We start from the raw sequence: 1,737 nt of genomic DNA on the forward strand, positions 1-1,737 counted from the left end.
CGGGCGCGATCGCGTCCACCGCCGGCGCCGCGGGGATCCCCGGCTCCGCACCGGTTCGGCCGGGGGTTGCGGCGGCCCCTACCGGGCGACGGGCGGGCTCATCCGGACCTCGTCGCCGCAGATGGTGACCTGCGTCGGCCTGCCGGCGCGGTCCACCACCGGGGCCCGGACTTCGGTGCTGTCGCCCGGCGCGACCACGTCGGCGGCCCCGGCCGTGACGAGCACGCAATTGCCGGTGTCCGGCCCCTTGCCGTTGAACTCGGAGTAGCGCAGGGCGATCACCGCCTTCTTGCCCACGCCCAGCGTCACCGGCGCAGGACTGCCCTTGCCCACCCCCGTGGCCTCCGGCCCCTTGCCCAGGTGGAACTCGAGCGTCGGGTACCCGGCCAGGACGCAGTCGCGGGAGCCGGAGTCGACGGCGACGAGTTCGGCGTTCGCCGGATCCTTCTCGTCGGCGGCTGCCTCGGTGAGGCGGACGACCGTCCACCGCAGATCCTGCGCGGAGCACCTGGGCAGCGTCTGCGAGCCGCTGGAACCCGCCGCCGCCGCGGTCCCGGCGGGGGGCGAGACGGAGGTCCGAGGCTCGGACCGGCCCACGATCGGCGCGGCGGACACCGGCGCGGCCCCGGCGGGCTTCGGCGGAGCAGCCGCCGAGCCGGAACCGCAGGCCGTCAGGCCGAGCCCCGCCAGCAGCACGGAAACGGAAATCGTCGACAGAGAACGCGAACGCATGGATCCCCCCGGATCGTCAGAACAGCCGACGGGCCGTCAGAGCCGGCCCGGCTGTGCGCTGTCGTGAGTGAAGACGCCATGACAATTCAGCCGGTTGCCTGAGGAGGAGAACTTCCCGCGGCCCGAGGACATGGAGTGCTCCGGAGCCGACCCGACGTTCTTGCGGACGTCCTCGGCCTGCCGTGCGCCCGAATCGGACCGTCAGGGGAGTCGGAGGGTCTGGCCGGCCAGGATGAGGTCGGGGTCGTCGCCGATGGTGTCGTGGTTGGCCTCGTAGAGCGCGGGCCAGCCGCCGTCCACCTGCTGTGCCTGGGCGATGGCGTCGAGGGTGTCGCCGTCCTGGACCACGACGGTGGCGGTGTCCGCCGGGGCGGGTTCGGCGGCCTGCTGCTGGGTGGCGGGGTGCTGCGCGGGCCGGGGCGTGGGCACCGCGTGGTGGGCGGTGGTGTTGTGGCCGGCGCGGGTGCCGCAGGTGGGCCAGGGGGTGAGGCCGCGGTGGGCGGCGAGGTGTTCGGCGACGGCGATCTGCTGCTCGCGGGTGGCGAGGTCGGGGCGGGGCGCGTAGGCGGTGCCGCCGTTGGTGTGCCAGGTGGCCCGGTCGAACTGGAGGCCGCCGTAGTAGCCGTTGCCGGTGTTGGCGTGCCAGCGGCCGCCGCTCTCGCAGGCCGCGATGCGGTCCCAGTCGACGCCCTGGACGGCGGCCGGCGCGGCCCCGGCGACCGTGCCCGCCGCGGCGGACGCGGCATGTGAGGGGGCAGCCTGCGCGGGGCCGGCGAAGGCGGTCCACAGGCCCGCTGCGCCGGCGAGGGCGAGGGGTAACTGCAGGATCCGGTGGGCGATGGACACGGCGGAACACTCCCCGAGAAGTCGGCGGTCGGGCAGCCGGTGCCCGGGGCACCGCTCCTCCACCGTTGGCACACCCGACCGCCCAGGACCCGCCGACATCCCGCAAGGGTCACCCGCCCGGCCGTGCCCGGCCACCCGACCGCACCACGTCGTCCCGGG

The 1,737-nt window shown here is 75.5% G+C and carries 2 protein-coding genes; both read right to left on the reverse strand.

The features are described from left to right. Nucleotides 1-78 precede the first annotated feature (78 nt). The gene (locus ABZ641_RS36015; protein ID WP_359988674.1) at nt 79-696 is read right to left on the reverse strand and encodes a DUF4232 domain-containing protein; all 618 of its coding nucleotides are present in this window, start codon (nt 694-696) and stop codon (nt 79-81) included. 237 nt (nt 697-933) lie between these two features. After that, a complete protein-coding gene (locus tag ABZ641_RS36020) occupies nt 934-1,578 on the reverse strand; it encodes a transglycosylase family protein (RefSeq protein WP_359988676.1) in 645 nt (214 codons plus the stop codon). Nucleotides 1,579-1,737: the final 159 nt, after the last annotated feature.

The organism is Kitasatospora sp. NPDC007106 (assembly GCF_040634455.1).
Taxonomy (GTDB): domain Bacteria; phylum Actinomycetota; class Actinomycetes; order Streptomycetales; family Streptomycetaceae; genus Kitasatospora; species Kitasatospora arboriphila.